Genomic DNA, 16,283 nt, shown 5'->3' with positions numbered 1-16,283 from the left:
GTAAAATCTTCTGTGTAAATTCTTGAAGTAAAAAAGAGACAGGGTGTATTCTCCATTGTCCAAATCATTAACCCTTAAAGGGAAGGAGGATACACCCATGTCGGTAAAGGAACTTACTAAGTTAACGGTAACAGATTTATGGAGGGAGTGCAAGAGGAGTTTCAGGGAGTATTGGGAAGAGCACGAGGGAGCGGTTAAGGTGTTTAGGAAGGGGCTTATAGAGGGGGCACTTGAGGCTGAACAAGAGATCTATGTGAACTGCAAATCCTATGAGCGGGCATCCTTGCGCAAGGACTACAGGAACGGCTATTGGCTACGCTGGATAACATTGAAAGATGGGCGTCTGGAGATAAGGATGCCGAGGATAAGGGGCGGGGGGTATGAGAGTGCCATTGACCTTGTTGAGAGACCTTGATAGATGCATAGAGAAGGACATGGAGGAGCTTCTGAACTTCTACTCCTGTCCCAAGGGGATATGGGTCAAGCTAAGGACGACCAATGTTATCGAGAGGGCATTCAGGGAGGTGAGGCGTAGGACAAGGCCTATGAGTTGCTTTAATAATGTTCAAAGCATTGAGAGGATTGTTTATGCGGTGCTGAGCCGATTGAACGAGCAATGGGGAAAACACCCCTTAAAGGAATTTACACAAAATGATTGACACTACCTCCCCCATACACTGGCTTGAAAAAATAAAGGAAAACCCTTATTCTTATTAGAAATGGAAGAGATAAAAACTTTAAGAAAAAGGATCGATGAGATAGATAAAGAGATTCTCGATGCCTTAAACAGACGCTCTGAGGTTGTCCTTGAGATTGCCGGCATTAAGAGAAAAGAGAAGGTCAGGTTCTATTCGCCTAAGCGGGAAAAAGAGGTTATAGAGAAGTTGACTACACTTAACAAAGGACCCATTTCAGCCGAGGCACTTAAAAGCATCTACAGGGAGATACTTTCGGCATCCCTGTCTTTAGAGGAGCCGTTGAAAGTGGCATGTCTTGGTCCACTTGCAACATTCACCCATCTTGCAGGTCTCAGACATTTTGGCTCATCCAGCCATTTTATGCCGCTTGAGAGCATAAAAGAGGTCTTTGAGACGGTTGACAGAGGAGAGGCTCAGTTCGGGGTCGTCCCAATAGAGAACTCAAACGAAGGCGTTGTGAGCTACACGCTCGATATGTTCATGGACTACGACCTCAAGGTTTCAGCAGAGGTCATGCTTGAGGTCTCTCACAACCTGCTTTCCTTAAGTGGCAAGAAGTCTACGGTGAAAACAATCTATTCCCATCCACAGGCAACTGCCCAGTGTAGAAGATGGCTTGAATCCCATATGCCCAATATATCGGTTTTAGAGGCAACGAGCACTGCAAAAGCCGCTGAGATTGTATCCAGTAAAAAGGACTCTGCCGCAATAGCAAGCTCACTTGCCGCAAGCATTTATGGACTCAGGTTTATAGAGAGGCACATAGAAGACAGCAGACATAATTTTACACGGTTTTTAGTCATATCAAAGGACTCCTCGCCTAAAACTAATAGGGACAAGACATCCATCATGTTTTCCGTTAAGGACAGGCCCGGTGCTCTTTATGACATACTTACGCCTTTTAAAAGGGCTAAGATAAACCTCACAAAGATAGAATCCCGACCCTCAAAGAGAAAGGCATGGGAATACATATTCTTTGTGGATATGGAAGGGCATATCGAGGATAAAAAGCTCAAAAAGGCAATCGGGGAGATGAAAAAGGAATGTCTTTTCCTCAAGGTTCTTGGCTCTTATCCCTGCGAAGATTGATGATAAAGGCGCCTGAAGCAAATTTTATCTATGTTATCGTTGAAGGGAATTCGGAGGCGATTTATCAGTCGCTTTTAAAAGAAGGAGTTATAGTAAGACCTATGGGTAGAGATGCCATAAGGGTTACTATAGGGCTTCCAAAGGAAAATAAAAAACTAATCTTAGCACTTAAAAAAATTATGCGGAGGAATGTATGGACATAATAGTTTTAAAGCCCGATGCCACTGATGCAAATATCAAACACATCGTAAAAAGGCTCGCATCGAGGGGGCTTAAGGCAAATATCTCAAAGGGCACTGAAAGGGTAATCATAGGAGTCATAGGAGACACTGCAAAGGTTACAGAGGAGGAAGAGGATGCAATAAGGGTTATGGATGGAGTCGAGGAGGTAATGAGAATCCTCAAGCCATATAAGCTTGCAAGCAGGGATTTTAAAAAGACTCCCACGACTATAAAGGTTAAGGATAAGGTTATTGGAGGAAAGAGACTTTGCGTTATAGCAGGCCCATGTGCAGTGGAAAGCAGGACAAGGATGCTGGACATTGCAGTTAAGGTTAAGCAGGCAGGTGCAAATTTTATAAGGGGAGGTGCTTATAAGCCGAGGACTTCGCCTTATTCCTTTCAGGGTCTTGGAGTGGAAGGTCTTAGATACCTCAAGGAGGCAAGTAAAAAAACAGGACTGCCTGTTGTCACGGAGATTATGGACCCAAGAGACATGGATGTCATCGAAAGGTATGCCGATGTCATACAGATAGGGACAAGGAATATGCAGAACTTCAGATTGCTCCTCGAGGTGGGCTTAAGCAGAAAACCTGTGCTTCTGAAAAGGGGTCTTTCTGCAACCATTAAAGAGTGGCTTATGTCCGCAGAATACATAATGTCAGGAGGAAATCATAATGTCATTCTCTGCGAAAGAGGCATAAGAACATTTGAGACTGCAACGAGAAACACGCTCGATATAAGTGCTATCCCTGTTCTTAAACAGATCACACACCTTCCGGTTATTGTTGACCCAAGCCACGGAGTTGGAAAATGGGACTTAGTCATGCCAATGTCAAAGGCATCTATTGCCGCAGGTGCAGACGGACTTCTTATCGAGGTCCACACAAACCCCGAGGAGGCACTTTCGGATGGAGAGCAGTCCCTTAAGCCCGATGTGTTCAAGAAGCTCATGGCAGAGCTTAAACCTATTGCAAAGGCAGTGGGAAGGGAGATATAGGTGGCATGACAACTTTTGAGCTTGGTTCACAGACTGCAAAAGGTGGTTTTGCGAATGAGCAGGCTATTTGTGAAAAATTTAACAATTGGAAAAATGACAACGAGGCACAACAGTGGCTTAAAATTATGGGATATAACCTTAAGCAGATTAATTCTGTAAAAGCGATTCATATCCCAACAAGATTTAAAAAAACCGACATAGAGCGATTGAAGCTACAGGATACCGATTTTGAAAGTCTGTTGCGGTTTAAAAAGGCGGCGGATGTTCAAATAAGAATCATAATTACCATTGGCAAAATAATTAAGGTAGAAAATCTATCCCTTAAGAAAGCAAATTCAGATGCGAATTTTAATCAGGTAGATAAAAGATGGGTAAGTTCATATCAGGAGATATGGGGATTTGATAACGAGATAGCTTTTCGATTAAGGCTTTTTACAGGAGAACTTACCCCAAAGGATTATCCAGATATTAGAGGGGACAGACAACTAAGGGATAGGCGTAGATTGTTTCTCGATGAGCTTCCTGAATATCTAAGGAACAAAATTATTAACTTCTTTACAGAAAATAAAATCCTTGTAGTTAGTGATATTCTTAAAGGGCGGGGTGGGTTATCAGTCAATTGGATGCTGGTCACAAGATATAACAAGGCAGATGGCACTACAAGATGGACACTTAAAGATATAAATACAGCTATGAATTTTTTTGGATATGGAGATGTTAGAATATCACCAAAGAATTTTTTTGGATATGGAGATGTTAGAATATCACCAAAGGGAAGCCTGTACTTAGGGAAGATTACTATAATGAGAAAGGGTGGCACACCTGACCCAACAAAATTACAATTTAAAATAAAACCATGTGATTTATTTGATTTGGAATAATTATGGAAGTCAATAAAGTTTATTTGGGTGATTGTATCAAAATAATGAAGGATATACACCCAAATTCGGTGGATTTAGTCTTTGCAGACCCCCCCTTCAATATAGGTATAAAATATGATGTTCATAATGATAAAATGCCTTATGAAAAATATTATAATTGGTCAGAAAAATGGATAAAAGAATCTTATAGGCTACTAAAGAATAATGGAACAATATATGTTGCGATTGGAGATGAATTTGCAGCAGAAATAAACATAATATTAAAACGGACAGGTTTTTATTTTAGAAATTGGATTATATGGTATTACACCTTCGGACAAAATCAGAAAAAAAAGTTTAATCGTGCCCATACTCATATTTTATATTTTACCAAAGATAAAGAACATTTTACATTTAACGATAAGAATATACGAGTTCCTTCTGCAAGGCAACTCATTTATAAAGATAAACGAGCAAATCCCATAGGGAAAAATCCTGATGATGTTTGGCAGTTCTCACGAGTTTGCGGAACATTCAAAGAGCGATTAGGAAAGCATCCTTGTCAAATGCCAGAATCTTTATTAGAGAGAGTAATAAGCGTCAGCTCTAACGAAGGAGACATAGTCTTAGATCCCTTTGGAGGAACAGGAACAACCGTAGCAGTTGTTAAAAAACTAAAAAGACATTTTATTACAATGGAAATATCAAAAGAATACTATAATCTTATATTGAAAAGATTAGAAGGTAAAATTATTGAGAGTAAAAGAGATATAAAGATTGAACAAGAAAGCAAAGAATATTATTTAAATGAAACCCTATTTTAATAAAATAACCATACTCGGCGTTGGCTTGATTGGTGCATCATTTGCCATGGCAATGAAAAAACATGGCTTATGCAGGCATGTAGCTGGCTATGGAAGAAAAAAGGCAAATCTTATCAGGGCAAAACAAAGAGGAATTATTGATTCATATTCGCTTGACCCAGAAGAGGCATGTAAGGATGCTGATTTAGTTGTCCTTGCCACACCGCCTTCTTTATTCATAACCCTCATTAAAAAGATAAAGCCTGCTCTTAAGAAAGGCTCTATAGTCATAGATGTAGGAAGTGTAAAAGGTTTTATTTCTAAACTGGAAGCCCTTATGCCAGAGGGTGTCTCATTCGTAGGATGTCATCCAATAGCAGGAAGTGACCGCTCAGGCATTGACATGGCAAGAGGAGACCTCTTTAAAAATGCACCCTTAATCATCACAAAGACAAATAAAACTAACAACTATACACTTAAAAAAATTAAAGCCCTGTGGAGGTCTATCGGCTCAAGACTGATAATAATGGGTCCTTCTGAGCATGACAGGGTTTATGCCCTTATAAGCCATATGCCACATCTGATAGCATATGCCTTAGTAAATACAGTGGCTGATATAGATAAATCCTCACTCAAATTCTCAGGGCAGGGTTTTAAGGACACAACCAGAATAGCAGGCAGTCCACCTGAACTATGGGCTGACATACTCATGCTTAATAGAGGAAATGTCCTTAAATTTACCGATGCCTTTAAAAATAGCATTAACAGGCTTTCTTCGTGTCTTAAAAAAGGCGACAGGGATTCTCTCATGAAAAAGCTTCTTAAGGCACAGAAGCTGAGGGAAATACTAAAGAATGAAAAAGGTTGAGATTAAAAAAGCAAAACGCCTCAAGGGTGAGCTTACACCTCCGCCTGACAAATCCATATCCCACAGGGTAATTTTTCTTTCGTCCATCGCAAGGGGTAAAAGTGTAATAAGAAATTTCCTCCGTGCAGGCGACACCTTGAGCACACTTAATGCCATGAGGGCTCTAAGTGTCAGCATAAAAGATGGGAAGGAAATAATCATAGAGGGTAAGGGACTCTATGGACTAAAAGAGCCTTTTAAGCCGATAGACTGCGGAAACTCAGGCACTACGATGAGGCTTCTAACAGGTGTGCTTTCAGGGAATCCATTCTTTACAATTCTTACAGGAGATGAATCTTTAAATCAGAGACCCATGGCACGTATCATAAAGCCATTAAGCCTTATGGGTGCAGAGATTACTGGAAGGGCTGAAAACAAATACCCTCCACTGGCAATAAAAGGTGGCAAGCTTAATGCAATAAGATATAAGATGCCTGTGGCATCGGCACAGGTAAAATCAGCAATCCTTCTTGCTGGGCTTTATGCAGAAGGCTTTACAGAGGTCAAAGAGCCACTTAAATCAAGAGACCACACAGAAAGGATGCTGACTCATTATGGTGCTTATATAGATGTGAATGGACTTAATATCAAAGTCAAAGGAGGATCTGAGCTTAAGGGTATCACCTGCACAGTGCCTGGGGATTTTTCATCTGCGGCATTTTTTATTGCATCTGCACTCATCGTTAAAGGCTCGGAGGTTCTCATAAAAAATGTCGGATTAAATCCAACGAGAACAGGATTCTTAGATGCCATTAAAAACATGGGCGCAGAGGTGAAGATTGAAAACCTAAGGGAAACAGCCGGAGAACCTGTGGGAGATATATATTGCAAAACCTCGGAGCTTAAAGGCATCGAGATAGGCAAAGACCTTATCCCCTCACTAATAGATGAGTTTCCAATCCTATGCATCTTAGGAGCAGTTGCAGAAGGTATAACTACGATAAGTGGTGCAGAGGAATTAAGGGTGAAGGAATCTGACAGAATAAAGGCAATGGCAAGCGGATTAAGAAAGATGGGTGTGGAAATAAAAGAATATAAAGATGGCTTGAGCATAAAAGGAAGCCCATCCCTTAAGGGAGCTGTCATTGAGTCCTTTAAAGACCACAGGATTGCAATGGCTTTCTCGATAGCAGGATTAGTTGCAGAGGGAAAGACAATCATAAATCACGCAGAGGCAGTGGATATATCTTATCCGGGGTTTTTTGAGACACTGAAGAGGCTAAGTGGGTAAGGGTTTTTTCTGAGATTATATAATAGTAAAACAGAAAGGAGCTTAGATTTATGAAGAGTAACAAACAAACAGTTTTTAAGGTAATGCTAATAGTTTTTGCCATTTTTGTAACAAGTTTTTACAGTTATTCATTAGACACTTCTGATAAGGATGTTCCTAATGAACTCAGATTAAAAGAAGAAGATTTTGAGCCAGAACTTTTTGAGAAAACTCTCTCATGGATTGATAAAACTTTCCTTCCATTATTAGAACCATATGAGGAGATATATTTTAAGTGGAGACACCATTTCGGTAAAAATGATATACCGATTTCTCTTACAAAATCAGAATTTGAGAAACTTCCATATTTATGGGAATTTACCCATATAGGAATGGCAAATTTTCAAATGCGTCTTGAAGGCATGTATTTAAAACAACAGGTCAAGATTTCGGGATTGGAATATGAACTCCTTACTATTAAGGGAAAAGCTGGATATACCATACCTACAACAGAGATTGATAAGGCAAAACAGCGAAGAGACACTGCAAAACAAAAATTTCAACAATTTCTTAAACAGAAACATTGGGTGGATTGAAGGCAATTAGTAAAATGTAAATATTAAAAGTTAAAGGTTTTATTTAAAGATGTCTGCAATAGGTGATTAACACGAGCATGAGGAGAAATAAGGCTCAAACCTTCAAAATTCATTTTTAAAGAAAAATTGCCTGCAATGGAAATAACACACTGCAAAAACCTATCATCCAAACCCTCTGGGCTTCATTTCTGCCAAGACCATCAGCCCCAAATATGGTATACTAAAAATATGAACGCTGAACTGAAGGGAGCCAGCAATGCCAAAAGTAGATGAGATAAAAGAAGCCATCAACGCCCTGCCAGAAAAAGAATATATCCAGCTGAGACAGTGGTTTTCAGAGAAAGACTGGCAGAAATGGGACAGACAGATAGTGGCGGACTCTGAGTCCAAAAAATTGAATTTTCTGTTTAAGGAAGCGATTGAGGCAAAGTCAAAGGGTAAACTGCGGGAACTTTAAGTGCATCGGACAACAGAGCGCTTCTGGAGATGTTTTGAAAGCCTGCCTAAGCCTATTCAAAAGATAGCAAAGAAGAATTTTGAACTGCTGAAAACTAATCCAACGCACTCATCTTTACATTTCAAAAAGGTTGGCACATTCTGGTCTATCCGCGCTGGAATGAATTATAGAGCCCTTGCTATTGAAGATGGTAGCGACTTTATTTGGGTCTGGATTGGCACTCATAATGATTATGAAAGGATGATTAAAGAGAAAGGCTAACAACCCATCTCATACGAGCCTTAACAGCAAAAACTATAGCTACAACCGAGCTATGCGGATACGATGTTTCAGTAGCAAAAACGATTTGCCAAGGATAGGGTATAATTAAACATCTACTATGGGTAAGGTCATTGCCATAGATGGGCCTTCAGGTGCTGGGAAAAGCACGGTTGCAAAGCTTATCTCTCAGATGCTTGGTTTTAGATACCTTGACACAGGTGCCCTTTACAGGGCAGTTGCCTTGGGGCTGAGGAAAATGGGTGTAAGCCCTGATGATAAGGATGAGAAAATAATCGAGACCCTAAGAGGCATATTGGTTTCATTTTCAGATGGAAAGGTCTTACTTAACGGAGAGGATGTCTCTCAAGAGATAAGAACACCCGATGCAGGTCATTACTCATCTCTTTTCTCTCAAAGAAAGCCTGTGAGGGATTTTCTTTTGCCTATTCAGAGGGCTGAGGCTCAAAACTCAGACCTTGTAGCAGAGGGAAGGGATATGACTACAGTGGTATTCCCTGATGCATGGAGGAAGTTTTATATAGATGCAAGCTCTGCTGAGCGGGCTAAAAGGAGATGCTTACAGCTTCAGGAAAATGGCATCCCTGTTACGATGGAGATTGCACTCGAGGATGTTCTTGAAAGGGACAAAAGGGATTCCTCGAGGGACATAGCACCGCTTAGAAGGTCCGAGGACGCAGTTTACATAGACACATCTACACTCCCCCTCGAAGAGGTTATAAAAAAAATCCTTGAGGACCTAAAGGCTAAGGAATGAGTTCCTGTTACTGGGTTTTCAGGTTTGTATTTTATGTCTTCTTTAAGCTATTTAACAGGCTTCAGGTATTTAATGAAGAAAAAGTGCCCACAGAGGGTGGAGTGATTGTTATGTCAAACCATGCAAGTTATCTCGACCCGCTTCTGATTGGTGCATCACTTAGGAGGCGTGCCACATTCATGGCAAGAAAAGGGCTTTTTAAGGTTCCTCTGCTTGGGTCATTCGTCTCAGCCTTTTCTTTTCCTGTAAGCAGAACAAAGCCTTTGCCCTCTACAATCAAGGAGGCTGTAAAGAGGCTAAAGAGGGGTGAGCTGATTGTGATGTTTCCTCAAGGCAGTAGAAGCATGAGCGGAGACCTCGTAGATATGAAAAGAGGCGTAAGTGTTATAGCCCGATTAAGCGGAGCTGATGTTGTCCCTGCCTTCATAGAGGGCACAGATAAAGCCCTTCCCATTGGTGCAAGGATTCCAAAGCCCTCTAAGATTCGGGTTAAATTTGGAGAGCCGATAAGCATAGCCGAATACTCGGATGAAGACATATCGAGCAGGATTGTTAAGGAAATGAAAGGATTGAAGCCATGAAGGTAATTGTGGCAAAAAGGGCAGGGTTTTGTTTTGGCGTAAGAAGGGCAATAGATATAGCCTTTGATGTGGCAAAGAGGAAAAAAGGAGGCGTATTTACATTTGGCCCGCTTATACATAATCCGCAGGTCATAGAAAAGCTCAAGGAAGTTGGTGTAATGCCAGTGAGCAATTTGAAAGACCTCGGAAAAAGGAATATTCAGGCTATTATAATTAGAACCCATGGAATCCCCTTTCAAAAGATGCAGTTGCTTTCCCAGAAGAAAGGCTATGAGATAGTAGATGCAACCTGCCCGTTTGTAAAAAAAGCCCAACAATATGCTAAACTTCTAAAGGAGGAGGGCTATCAGGTCATTATATTGGGCGACAAGCACCATCCTGAGGTCAAGGGCATTATAAGTTATGCAGGCAAAGGTTCTGCCGTAGTGTCTGTGGAGTCACCCTTGCGGACTTTAAGGGAAAGGGTCGGTATTGTGGTGCAGACCACACAGCCCATCGATAGCCTAAAAAAACTCCTTTCAAGGGCAATAGAGAAAACAAAGGAGATAAAAGTATATAATACAATATGCAATTCTACCCGACTCAGGCTGAAGGAGACAGAGGAAATGGCAGACAGGGTTGATGCCATGGTAGTTGTTGGCGGGAAAAACAGTGCAAACACTACACAGCTTGCCAACCTATCGAGGTCTTTGTCAGTGCCTACATATCATATCGAGACATCGGATGAGCTAAAGAAAAACTGGTTCAAGGGTGCAAAGACAGTTGGTATAACCGCAGGTGCATCTACTCCGGATTGGATTATAAATGATGTCAAAAAAAGAGTTAAAGATATAGGAGGAAGCCTTTGTTATGGAAATCCGTGATAATGAGCTCGAGAGGCTCTATGCTGAAACCGTTCACAGCATCCATGTAGGCTCTATACTAAAGGGTAAGATAATAGCCATAAAAGGAGACAGCGTTATAGTTGATATAGGCTATAAATCAGAAGGGATTATCCCAAAGGTGGAATTCTCATCGGATGAGCTCTCTGTCATGGGGATTGGCACAGATGTCGATGTCTATGTGAAAGACATAAGGGATTCCGAAGGAACCCTTGCCCTTTCCAAGGAAAGGGCATCTAAGATAAAGGCGTGGCACCTCATAGAGACCTCTCTGAGAGAGGCACTTCCGGTTGAGGGCACTATACTTTCAAAGACAAAGGGTGGATTATTCGTCGATATATCGGGTGTAAAGGCATTCCTGCCGGCTTCCCATGTCGATACGAGGCTGATTAAAGAGACTGCTACGCTTATCGGAGAAAAGATGCTCTTTAGGATTTTGAAGATTGACAGCAGGCGTTCCAATGTCATTGTATCCAGAAGGGTTTATATAGAGGAAGAGAGGCTTCAGAGAAAATCAAAGACCCTGAAGACCTTAAAAGACAGCGCCATTATAAAAGGGGTTGTCAAGAATATTACGGATTATGGCGTGTTCGTTGACCTCGGAGGCATAGACGGGCTTCTTCATATATCGGATATTTCGTGGGGAAGGATAACACATCCCTCCGAGTTCTTTGCGATAGGCGATGAGATAGAGGTCATTGTGCTTAAATACGACAAGGAAAACGAGAAGGTTACGCTGGGCTATAAGCAGAAAAAGCCTGACCCGTGGAGCACTGTGGAAGAGAAATATCAGCTGGGCACAAGGGTAAAGGGAAATGTCGTAAGCATAACCGATTACGGTGCATTTATCGGGATTGAAGAAGGGCTCGAGGGACTTGCCCATGTCTCTGAGATAGACTGGTCATCGAGGCCCAAACATCCATCCAAGTATCTGACGGTTGGCGAGACAGTCGAGGCAGTAGTGCTCAAGGTCGATAGTGTCGAAAGAAGGCTTTCCTTGAGCTTAAGGAGGCTAAAGCCAAGTCCATGGGAGCTTGTTGGCGAAAGGTATAAGGTTGGACAAAAGATAACAGGCAGGATAAAGGGGATTACGGATTTTGGTGCCTTTGTCGGTTTCCCAGAGGGCATTGACGGACTCATCCATATCTCAGACATCTCATGGACAAAACACATAAAGCATCCCTCTGAGGTGCTCAGAAAAGGTCAGAAGGTGGAGGCAGTCATCCTGAATGTAGAGCCGGAAAAAGAGAGAATAGCCATTGGATTAAAACAACTTAAGCCTGACCCGTGGCTTGAGGACATACCCAATAGGTTCAAGCTCGGCGATGAACTGCCATGCAAGGTACTGATAACAACGGATTTTGGCATATTCGTTGAGCTTAACAGCGAAGTCGAGGGGCTTATATACTCATCCGAAGTTGTAAACACAGATGAGCCTCTTAAGGAAAGCACCGAGGTCTGGGCTCGGATAATAAAAGTGGACATAGAAAACAGAAAGATTGGCTTAAGCATGAAAAATGTAAAAGGGGTTCGGACATGAGAAAGCTGTGCCTTATTTTGTTAGGATTGTTTTTGTTCGCCATTATAATAAGCCTTCTGATAACCCTAAGCAGTAAGTCTCCTCTTAGGGACAAGGTGGCAGTTGTGCGCATCGAAGGGCCAATGTTTGACTCAAAGGACGCTATAGAGGAACTGAATAAATATGTGGAAGAGCCCTCGATAAAGGCAATAGTGATCAGGGTAGATAGCCCTGGCGGTGCGGTGGCTCCGGCTCAGGAAATCTATGAGGAGGTTAAAAAAGCCGTATTAAAGAAAAAGGTCGTTGTCTCCATGGGTTCTGTTGCGGCATCAGGAGGATATTATGTATCTGCTCCTGCTACAAAGGTAGTTGCCAACCCAGGCACTCTTACAGGCTCCATAGGAGTTATCATGGAGATACCAAATATCGAGGGGCTTATGAATAAGATTGGCGTAAAGACAGAGGTCGTAAAGAGTGGAAAATACAAAGATATGGCTTCTGCATTCAGAAAACTGAGAGATAACCAAAGAAAAATACTTCAGGGAGTTCTCGATGATGTTCATGAGCAGTTCATAAAGGCAGTTTCGGAGGGAAGAAAGATACCTATAGAAAAGGTCAGGGATATGGCTGATGGAAGGGTCTTCACAGGAAGGCAGGCAAGGGAGCTTGGATTAGTGGATGAGCTTGGCAATCTTGAGGATGCAATAAATCTTGCCGCAACACTTGCAGGCATAAAAGGAAAGCCAGAGGTAGTCACCAAAAAAGACAAATTCAGTCTCCTTTCTTTGTTAAGGGGAAACCTGAAAGAAGAGCTCAGGGATATGATCCCTTCGCTAAATATAAAATATATGCTTATGCCTTAGGAGGTCTTCTATATGACAAGGTCGATGCTTATCGAAAAGGTCTCGGAAAAAGCTGGTGGGCTGACCATCAAGCAGACAGAGATAGTTATTGACACGGTATTTGAAAGCATAAAGTCTGCCCTCCAGAGAGGTGAGAAGGTGGAGATAAGAGGGTTTGGAAATTTCAGGCTCAAGGAAATGAAACCCAGAAAGGCAAGAAACCCAAAGACAGGCGAGACAGTCGAGGTGCCTCAAAAAAAGGCAATAAGATTTAAAGTGGGTAAGGTACTTAAGGAGGCAATGAATCCGGGGCAGATAGCCGAGTGAAAATGGCATTTTAAGATGCTGGAGATGCTGAAGATAATGTCAGCTCGAATAGCTTCTCAGAAGTTACTTAGCGAATATCCAATTTTATCTATGGGAGTTTTAATACTGTTTATCGTTGCTCTAATATTAATTTACAAGGATTGTAAAGAGGATAAGGGTTAAGAAAAGACTGAGTTTAAAATCAGTGCAAAGGAGAAATAAATGAAGCCTGAATTATTAAATAGGATAGCGATTGACCCTGCTGTATGTCATGGAAAGCCCTGCATAAAAGGCACTCGTATTATGGTAACGGTAATCCTTGATAACCTTGCCGAAGGAGCAACTCCCGAAGAAATAGTCTCCGAGTACCCCCCCTTAACGCTGGACGATGTCAAGGCAGCAATAGTTTATGCGGCTGAACTTGCAAAAGAGGAAGAACTCTTACCACTTAGATGAAGGTCAAGCTGGATGAAAATCTTGGGTTACTGCATGTAGCTATACTTAAAGAATATGGTCATGAAGTAGATAGGGTAACGGATGAAGGCTTATCAGGTAGTAGTGATAATGCGATATGGGAGAAGGTGTGTGCTGCGAAACGGTTCTTTATCACCTTAGACACGGATTTTTCGGATATAAGAAAATTCCCACCTAAAAGTCATCCCGGCATTTTACTTCTCAGGCCTAAAGGGAAAGGGAAGTTTGCAGTCGAAAGGGTTTTGAGAAAAGTGCTTAAAGATTACTCTCTTGATTTACTGTCTGGTTGTCTTACAGTTGCCGATGAGGAATTTACGAGGATTCGCAGCTAAATAAGATTTAAAACGGCATAAACTTAGGCATCTTGCCCTTCTTGAAAAGCTTAAGCATCTTTTTCATCTCGAGGTATTGCTTTAGGACCCTATTTACATCCGTCACCGTACTACCAGAGCCCATTGCGATTCTTCTTCTTCTTGAGCCGTTTATTATATCTGCGTTTGTTCTTTCCTCAGGCGTCATTGAGTTTATGATGGCTTCCGTCTTTATAAACTCTCTTTCATCTACCTTCAAGCCTTTTAGCTTGCCCATGCCTGGTATCATGCCGAGTATGCTTTCCAGAGAGCCCATGCCTCTTAGCTTTTTAAGCTGTTCCCTGAGGTCATTAAAGGTAAATGTCTCTTTGAGAATCCTGTCTTTAAGCCTTTGAGCCTCTTTGCTGTCGAATGCGGTCTGAGCCTTTTCTATGAGGGTCAGGACATCGCCCATGCCCAGTATCGTCCCTGCAATCCTTTCGGGATGAAACGGCTCGATCATATCTATTTTTTCACCCACGCCTATGAATTTTATTGGCTTTTCGGTGATAGCCTTTATAGAAAGCGCAGCGCCTCCCCGTGCATCTCCATCCATCTTCGTAAGTATTATTCCATCGATGCCAATTCCTTCATTGAAGCCCTTTGCAATGTTGACTGCGTCCTGTCCTGTCATTGCATCAGCCACAAACAGGGTCTCCTTAGGAGAGGTCTTTTCCTTTACCCCTCTTAGCTCCTGCATCAGTGCATTGTCTATGTGAAGCCTTCCTGCCGTGTCCAGTATGAGTATGTCCCTTCCATCCAGCGTTGCTTTCTTTATGGACTGAGCGCATAAAAGCGCAGGGTCTTTAATGTCCTTTGAGTAAAACACAGGGATATTAATCTCAGAGCCCAATGTTATCAATTGCTCTATTGCCGCAGGCCTCTGAAGGTCCCCTGCAACGAGCATGGGCCTTCTGCCTTCTTTTTTGAAAAGAAGGGCAAGTTTTGCAGAGGTAGTCGTTTTCCCTGAGCCATGAAGTCCGACCATCATTATCACTGTAGGCGGATTCGGAGAAAGATGAATCTTGCTTGTGAAGCCTCCTAAGAGCCGGCAGAGTTCGTCATGCACAATCTTTACGACCTGTTGCCCAGGGGTGAGGCTTTCCATGACCTCTTTCCCAACTGCCCTTTCCTTTATGCGGGCTGTAAAGTCCTTTACTACCTTGTAATTTACATCTGCCTCAAGAAGCGCAACCCTTACCTCTTTCATGGCAGTTTCGACATCTTCCTCTTTGAGAAGCCCCCTGCCCTTGAGTTTTTTGAATATTGCCTCTAATTTTTCGCTTAGTGCCTCAAACATGCTATAGCCCTACCTCTATCTCTTTAGAGAGGATTTCAAACATATTAGGCAGATACCCTGAGTGCTTACCCATAACCCTGCCCTTTTTGTCAATCACAAAGGTTGACGGTATGCTCCCCACCTTATAAAGGCGACTGATATTTTTGTCATCGTAAAGTATTCTGTAGGGAATGCTGTAAGCTTCCACAAAAGTCTTTAGCGAAGAGACATCTTCGTCAACCGAGAGTCCAAATATAGCAACACCTTTGTCCTTGTATCTTTCGTGTAATGAGACCAGATCTGGAATCGAGTCTTTGCATGGGCCACACCATGTTGCCCAGAACTCCAACACCACTACATTTCCTTTTTGCTCTGCTAAACTATATGGTTTGCCATCGATGTCCATGAGTAAGAAATCAGGTGCCTTATCGCCTTTTTCAAGGCTTTTCTTTTCGCAGGCTGAAAAAAGCAAAAGCAAAGAAAAGAAAAACAAACCCCATTTATTTGCTAACGAGTAAAATAGCCTTTGGGTCATGAACCGAGTAGGGCATCTATTTTTGCTTTAAGCTGTCCCTTAGGAACCGCGCCCACTATCTGGTCTAATCTCTGTCCAGCCTTAAAAAACATGATTGTTGGTATGCCCATAATTTTATATTTGCTTGCCACATCCGGGTTATCGTCTGTGTTTAGCTTCGTGACCTTTACTTTACCTGTATATTCTTTTGCAAGCTCCTCCACCGCAGGAGCAACTATCCTACATGGGCCACACCAGATTGCCCAGAAATCTACCATAACGAGCCCTTCCTCGCCTAATACCTCTTTATCCCATGTCAATGAGGTCACATCCATAATACCTTCTGCCATTTAATCCTCCCGAAAAATTTTTAATAATAAATTATATTTTTAACCCCCATGTTTTGTCAAATGCTTGCATTATCCATCATCCCTTTTTATTCCTCATATCGAGCCTCCCTTTAAGTTTACTTTACTGGGTAGGGGGGGTGTTTCATAACCCATTGATTTTTAACGATTCCCGCTTCCATTTTAGTTCCGTTTAGTTCCGTTTTGGTTCACTTTTATGCATTTTATTTGCACTTCTCCACCCTCTGTCTCCTCTTTCGTCGCCCTGAGCCTGTCGCCCTGAGCTTGTCGAAGGGCATCTCCTCAACCATTATT

Annotated in this window: 23 protein-coding genes; 20 read left to right on the top strand and 3 right to left on the bottom strand. The window is 42.1% G+C overall.

Translation table 11 applies throughout. The annotated features are described in order from the left end of the window. Nucleotides 1-97: 97 nt before the first annotated feature. From HY805_09955 to HY805_09860, 20 genes are all read left to right on the top strand, one after another. Entirely contained in the window at nucleotides 98-415 is a 318-nt protein-coding gene (locus HY805_09955) for a transposase (GenBank protein MBI4824534.1), read from the top strand. Then, complete coding sequence (locus HY805_09950; GenBank protein ID MBI4824533.1) at nucleotides 381-659, top strand: transposase; 279 nt, start codon at nucleotides 381-383, stop codon at nucleotides 657-659. Before HY805_09955 ends, HY805_09950 begins: the two co-directional genes overlap by 35 nt. A gap of 60 nt (nucleotides 660-719) precedes the next feature. Next, the gene (gene pheA, locus HY805_09945; protein MBI4824532.1) at nucleotides 720-1,787 is read left to right on the top strand and encodes a prephenate dehydratase; all 1,068 of its coding nucleotides are present in this window, start codon (nucleotides 720-722) and stop codon (nucleotides 1,785-1,787) included. Next, nucleotides 1,787-1,990 carry a hypothetical protein gene (locus HY805_09940; GenBank protein MBI4824531.1) on the top strand — a complete coding sequence of 68 codons (204 nt, stop codon included), beginning with the start codon at nucleotides 1,787-1,789 and terminating at the stop codon, nucleotides 1,988-1,990. The genes pheA and HY805_09940 overlap by 1 nt, the downstream gene beginning before the upstream one ends. Continuing rightward, on the top strand, nucleotides 1,981-3,006 hold the full coding sequence (gene aroF / locus HY805_09935) for a 3-deoxy-7-phosphoheptulonate synthase (GenBank protein ID MBI4824530.1): 1,026 nt from the start codon (nucleotides 1,981-1,983) through the stop codon (nucleotides 3,004-3,006). The genes HY805_09940 and aroF overlap by 10 nt, the downstream gene beginning before the upstream one ends. Before the next feature lie 5 nt (nucleotides 3,007-3,011). Continuing rightward, the gene (locus HY805_09930) at nucleotides 3,012-3,887 is read left to right on the top strand and encodes a type II restriction endonuclease (protein MBI4824529.1); all 876 of its coding nucleotides are present in this window, start codon (nucleotides 3,012-3,014) and stop codon (nucleotides 3,885-3,887) included. A gap of 44 nt (nucleotides 3,888-3,931) precedes the next feature. Further along, entirely contained in the window at nucleotides 3,932-4,690 is a 759-nt protein-coding gene (locus HY805_09925) for a site-specific DNA-methyltransferase (GenBank protein MBI4824528.1), read from the top strand. Beyond that, on the top strand, nucleotides 4,674-5,537 hold the full coding sequence (locus tag HY805_09920) for a prephenate dehydrogenase (GenBank protein MBI4824527.1): 864 nt from the start codon (nucleotides 4,674-4,676) through the stop codon (nucleotides 5,535-5,537). Before HY805_09925 ends, HY805_09920 begins: the two co-directional genes overlap by 17 nt. Then, nucleotides 5,524-6,807: a 3-phosphoshikimate 1-carboxyvinyltransferase gene (gene aroA, locus HY805_09915; GenBank protein MBI4824526.1), complete on the top strand. Its 1,284-nt coding sequence runs from the start codon at nucleotides 5,524-5,526 to the stop codon at nucleotides 6,805-6,807. Before HY805_09920 ends, aroA begins: the two co-directional genes overlap by 14 nt. A gap of 50 nt (nucleotides 6,808-6,857) precedes the next feature. Next, nucleotides 6,858-7,382 (top strand): hypothetical protein, encoded by a 525-nt coding sequence (locus HY805_09910; protein ID MBI4824525.1) that lies wholly within the window; start codon nucleotides 6,858-6,860, stop codon nucleotides 7,380-7,382. 256 nt (nucleotides 7,383-7,638) lie between these two features. Beyond that, on the top strand, nucleotides 7,639-7,839 hold the full coding sequence (locus HY805_09905) for a hypothetical protein (GenBank protein MBI4824524.1): 201 nt from the start codon (nucleotides 7,639-7,641) through the stop codon (nucleotides 7,837-7,839). Beyond that, nucleotides 7,840-8,100 carry a hypothetical protein gene (locus tag HY805_09900; protein MBI4824523.1) on the top strand — a complete coding sequence of 87 codons (261 nt, stop codon included), beginning with the start codon at nucleotides 7,840-7,842 and terminating at the stop codon, nucleotides 8,098-8,100. A gap of 118 nt (nucleotides 8,101-8,218) precedes the next feature. Next, on the top strand, nucleotides 8,219-8,875 hold the full coding sequence (locus HY805_09895) for a (d)CMP kinase (GenBank protein MBI4824522.1): 657 nt from the start codon (nucleotides 8,219-8,221) through the stop codon (nucleotides 8,873-8,875). After that, nucleotides 8,872-9,456, top strand: a complete 585-nt coding sequence (locus HY805_09890) for a 1-acyl-sn-glycerol-3-phosphate acyltransferase (protein ID MBI4824521.1) — start codon at nucleotides 8,872-8,874, stop codon at nucleotides 9,454-9,456. The genes HY805_09895 and HY805_09890 overlap by 4 nt, the downstream gene beginning before the upstream one ends. Continuing rightward, a complete protein-coding gene (gene ispH, locus HY805_09885) occupies nucleotides 9,453-10,319 on the top strand; it encodes a 4-hydroxy-3-methylbut-2-enyl diphosphate reductase (GenBank protein MBI4824520.1) in 867 nt (288 codons plus the stop codon). The genes HY805_09890 and ispH overlap by 4 nt, the downstream gene beginning before the upstream one ends. Next, a complete protein-coding gene (locus tag HY805_09880) occupies nucleotides 10,306-11,877 on the top strand; it encodes a 30S ribosomal protein S1 (protein MBI4824519.1) in 1,572 nt (523 codons plus the stop codon). The genes ispH and HY805_09880 overlap by 14 nt, the downstream gene beginning before the upstream one ends. Then, complete coding sequence (gene sppA, locus HY805_09875; protein MBI4824518.1) at nucleotides 11,874-12,719, top strand: signal peptide peptidase SppA; 846 nt, start codon at nucleotides 11,874-11,876, stop codon at nucleotides 12,717-12,719. The genes HY805_09880 and sppA overlap by 4 nt, the downstream gene beginning before the upstream one ends. A gap of 12 nt (nucleotides 12,720-12,731) precedes the next feature. Beyond that, nucleotides 12,732-13,025, top strand: a complete 294-nt coding sequence (locus tag HY805_09870; GenBank protein MBI4824517.1) for an integration host factor subunit beta — start codon at nucleotides 12,732-12,734, stop codon at nucleotides 13,023-13,025. A gap of 201 nt (nucleotides 13,026-13,226) precedes the next feature. Further along, entirely contained in the window at nucleotides 13,227-13,460 is a 234-nt protein-coding gene (locus HY805_09865; GenBank protein ID MBI4824516.1) for a DUF433 domain-containing protein, read from the top strand. Continuing rightward, nucleotides 13,457-13,810 (top strand): DUF5615 family PIN-like protein, encoded by a 354-nt coding sequence (locus HY805_09860; GenBank protein MBI4824515.1) that lies wholly within the window; start codon nucleotides 13,457-13,459, stop codon nucleotides 13,808-13,810. Before HY805_09865 ends, HY805_09860 begins: the two co-directional genes overlap by 4 nt. Nucleotides 13,811-13,817: 7 nt before the next feature. On the opposite strand, the gene ffh is transcribed toward HY805_09860, so the two are convergent. The 3 genes from ffh to trxA are packed head-to-tail and all read right to left on the bottom strand — an operon-like array spanning nucleotide 13,818 to nucleotide 15,971. Next, nucleotides 13,818-15,128, bottom strand: coding sequence for a signal recognition particle protein (gene ffh, locus HY805_09855; GenBank protein MBI4824514.1), 1,311 nt, complete (start codon nucleotides 15,126-15,128; stop codon nucleotides 13,818-13,820). A gap of 1 nt (nucleotide 15,129) precedes the next feature. Then, complete coding sequence (locus HY805_09850) at nucleotides 15,130-15,642, bottom strand: TlpA family protein disulfide reductase (GenBank protein MBI4824513.1); 513 nt, start codon at nucleotides 15,640-15,642, stop codon at nucleotides 15,130-15,132. After that, nucleotides 15,639-15,971, bottom strand: a complete 333-nt coding sequence (trxA, locus tag HY805_09845; protein ID MBI4824512.1) for a thioredoxin — start codon at nucleotides 15,969-15,971, stop codon at nucleotides 15,639-15,641. Before trxA ends, HY805_09850 begins: the two co-directional genes overlap by 4 nt. Nucleotides 15,972-16,283 lie beyond the last annotated feature (312 nt).

The organism is Nitrospirota bacterium, assembly GCA_016207905.1.
Taxonomy (GTDB): Bacteria; Nitrospirota; Thermodesulfovibrionia; order Thermodesulfovibrionales; family JdFR-86; genus JACQZC01.
Note: the sequence above shows the minus strand (reverse complement) of the source record. Positions and strands in the feature narration are given on the sequence as shown.

What these genes read in the sequence shown, in the direction of transcription:
- HY805_09890 (MBI4824521.1), top strand. Translation starts at nt 8,872, where the DNA reads ATGAGTTCCTGTTACTGGGTTTTCAGGTTTGTATTTTATGTCTTCTTT.
- HY805_09860 (MBI4824515.1), top strand. Translation starts at nt 13,457, where the DNA reads ATGAAGGTCAAGCTGGATGAAAATCTTGGGTTACTGCATGTAGCTATA.
- HY805_09850 (MBI4824513.1), bottom strand. Translation starts at nt 15,642, where the DNA reads ATGACCCAAAGGCTATTTTACTCGTTAGCAAATAAATGGGGTTTGTTT.
- sppA (MBI4824518.1), top strand. Translation starts at nt 11,874, where the DNA reads ATGAGAAAGCTGTGCCTTATTTTGTTAGGATTGTTTTTGTTCGCCATT.
- HY805_09910 (MBI4824525.1), top strand. Translation starts at nt 6,858, where the DNA reads ATGAAGAGTAACAAACAAACAGTTTTTAAGGTAATGCTAATAGTTTTT.
- HY805_09940 (MBI4824531.1), top strand. Translation starts at nt 1,787, where the DNA reads ATGATAAAGGCGCCTGAAGCAAATTTTATCTATGTTATCGTTGAAGGG.
- HY805_09930 (MBI4824529.1), top strand. Translation starts at nt 3,012, where the DNA reads ATGACAACTTTTGAGCTTGGTTCACAGACTGCAAAAGGTGGTTTTGCG.
- HY805_09895 (MBI4824522.1), top strand. Translation starts at nt 8,219, where the DNA reads ATGGGTAAGGTCATTGCCATAGATGGGCCTTCAGGTGCTGGGAAAAGC.
- aroF (MBI4824530.1), top strand. Translation starts at nt 1,981, where the DNA reads ATGGACATAATAGTTTTAAAGCCCGATGCCACTGATGCAAATATCAAA.
- ffh (MBI4824514.1), bottom strand. Translation starts at nt 15,128, where the DNA reads ATGTTTGAGGCACTAAGCGAAAAATTAGAGGCAATATTCAAAAAACTC.
- HY805_09955 (MBI4824534.1), top strand. Translation starts at nt 98, where the DNA reads ATGTCGGTAAAGGAACTTACTAAGTTAACGGTAACAGATTTATGGAGG.
- ispH (MBI4824520.1), top strand. Translation starts at nt 9,453, where the DNA reads ATGAAGGTAATTGTGGCAAAAAGGGCAGGGTTTTGTTTTGGCGTAAGA.
- HY805_09870 (MBI4824517.1), top strand. Translation starts at nt 12,732, where the DNA reads ATGACAAGGTCGATGCTTATCGAAAAGGTCTCGGAAAAAGCTGGTGGG.
- HY805_09950 (MBI4824533.1), top strand. Translation starts at nt 381, where the DNA reads ATGAGAGTGCCATTGACCTTGTTGAGAGACCTTGATAGATGCATAGAG.
- HY805_09880 (MBI4824519.1), top strand. Translation starts at nt 10,306, where the DNA reads ATGGAAATCCGTGATAATGAGCTCGAGAGGCTCTATGCTGAAACCGTT.
- HY805_09905 (MBI4824524.1), top strand. Translation starts at nt 7,639, where the DNA reads ATGCCAAAAGTAGATGAGATAAAAGAAGCCATCAACGCCCTGCCAGAA.
- pheA (MBI4824532.1), top strand. Translation starts at nt 720, where the DNA reads ATGGAAGAGATAAAAACTTTAAGAAAAAGGATCGATGAGATAGATAAA.
- aroA (MBI4824526.1), top strand. Translation starts at nt 5,524, where the DNA reads ATGAAAAAGGTTGAGATTAAAAAAGCAAAACGCCTCAAGGGTGAGCTT.
- HY805_09920 (MBI4824527.1), top strand. Translation starts at nt 4,674, where the DNA reads ATGAAACCCTATTTTAATAAAATAACCATACTCGGCGTTGGCTTGATT.
- trxA (MBI4824512.1), bottom strand. Translation starts at nt 15,971, where the DNA reads ATGGCAGAAGGTATTATGGATGTGACCTCATTGACATGGGATAAAGAG.
- HY805_09925 (MBI4824528.1), top strand. Translation starts at nt 3,932, where the DNA reads ATGAAGGATATACACCCAAATTCGGTGGATTTAGTCTTTGCAGACCCC.
- HY805_09865 (MBI4824516.1), top strand. Translation starts at nt 13,227, where the DNA reads ATGAAGCCTGAATTATTAAATAGGATAGCGATTGACCCTGCTGTATGT.